Here is a 1,538-nt window from a genome sequence, read left to right on the forward strand (position 1 = left end):
CCTTTGCATTGAGGGCACTCCACCAAATCTTCTTTACCTGCTACAGGAATACCCTTGTGAGTATAGTCATCAATAGCGGTAATCACCTTACCGCCATGATCTGTCGTATCACCCAGCAGAATAACTGCTTTTGACATTAACGTTCTCCACCGTTTTTCAATTGGTAAATAACATCACCTCCATCACACTTCAGTAATTAATGGTAATAATCCCAGGTTCACTAATTGAATTTCAACATCATTGGATTTATCAATATCATCCTGACTTTCACCGTCAAAAATGCCTTTCTTGGTGATAATCAGAGTACCTACCTGTTCATTATTTTGATGGACGGGAAGTACCTCCTCCGCCATAGGCAGATAAGATTTATCAATAATACGGGGCTGGTAAAGCATCCAGCCAACACTGAGACGGTCAGGGAAAACTTGTTTGCCTTTTAAGGTATATTCATTCGACTCTACCTGAATATTGGGTAAATTACGGCTCAAGGCTAAATAGCTAACTAGATTAATTAACCGCAATACATCAAGCTGATGACTATCAATATTTAAATTCAATTGCAGCCAAACCCAGTTAGGGCGGACACTTGGCATTTTGCTATAATCTATACCACTAGATAATTCATCATTTTCACCATCCCATATCCCAGTAATAAACGCTGGAAAATCTTTCTTATAATCCTTTTCAAAGTCTTTTATAGCAACCTCAGTTGGCCCCTGTTCATCAAACACAATATGTTTTAAGGCTTCCTTCCGGGAATAACCTGTTAAGTACCAAGTTTTTTTCCGGTCAAAAAATACATCAATTTGCCGTGTGATATTAAACAAGTCCATTAATGCCGTATTAGCAGTAATGGTTTCTTGCTGTTGATAATATACATTGATTTCTAAACGGATTATCGCCATATTGACCTCGGATTAAACTAAATTGTCGCAGGGGGTATAGTGAACGCTGATATTTTTATGTTTACTAAACATAACCTTAAAGTATGCACAACTTATGGGTTGTAAAAAGTGCCATTCAACATAGGGAGTCTCCTCCAGTACATCACAAACCGTTTGGTGCCTTTCTGCTTGATTTCTAGCTGAATAACGGCCTGCCCACCATCTTTTAGGTTTATTATCCTTAAAAAACTGGTCATACCGCGCTTTGGCCTCCAGAAATAAGCAATACGCGGGCCGCCAGCCATCAAAGGTCACTTTCAGGCACTGAAATTCCTGGATCATCTGTATAGTCGGATCATATTTCGTTTGGGCAATAAATCGCTGATAGTTAATCGTGATGGCGCTCCAGCGGCTCACCTTGCGATATTTTTCACTCGTCACCGGAATAGCCAGGCAAGCCTTGCACTCCTTTTTATTCTCCGTTTTTTCACACTCTTCCGCCTTAGACTGGGCCTTCGCCTGAACCGCACTGGTATCAACGGATTCATCCCCTAAATCATCATCCTCCCAAAAATCCGCATGCGCTTCGGCACTCCAGACAATATTTCTGTCTTCATCCGTGATTTCAGGACTTATCACAAAATCCATTTTCTT

At 40.6% G+C, this 1,538-nt stretch carries 3 protein-coding genes; all 3 read right to left on the bottom strand.

What is annotated here, in order from left to right; translation table 11 throughout:
* The coding region (locus tag AM629_RS22870) for a PAAR domain-containing protein (RefSeq protein WP_200905785.1) at positions 1–137 on the bottom strand (137 nt) is incomplete at its 3' end.
* 45 nt (positions 138–182) lie between these two features.
* Positions 183–905: an Imm52 family immunity protein gene (locus tag AM629_RS21055; protein WP_054481747.1), complete on the bottom strand. Its 723-nt coding sequence runs from the start codon at positions 903–905 to the stop codon at positions 183–185.
* A gap of 12 nt (positions 906–917) precedes the next feature.
* Positions 918–1,538 (bottom strand): Tox-REase-5 domain-containing protein (locus AM629_RS21060; protein WP_072161975.1); only part of this gene is annotated, 621 nt, incomplete at its 5' end.

The organism is Photorhabdus heterorhabditis (assembly GCF_001280945.1).
GTDB classification, from domain to species: Bacteria; Pseudomonadota; Gammaproteobacteria; order Enterobacterales; family Enterobacteriaceae; genus Photorhabdus; species Photorhabdus heterorhabditis.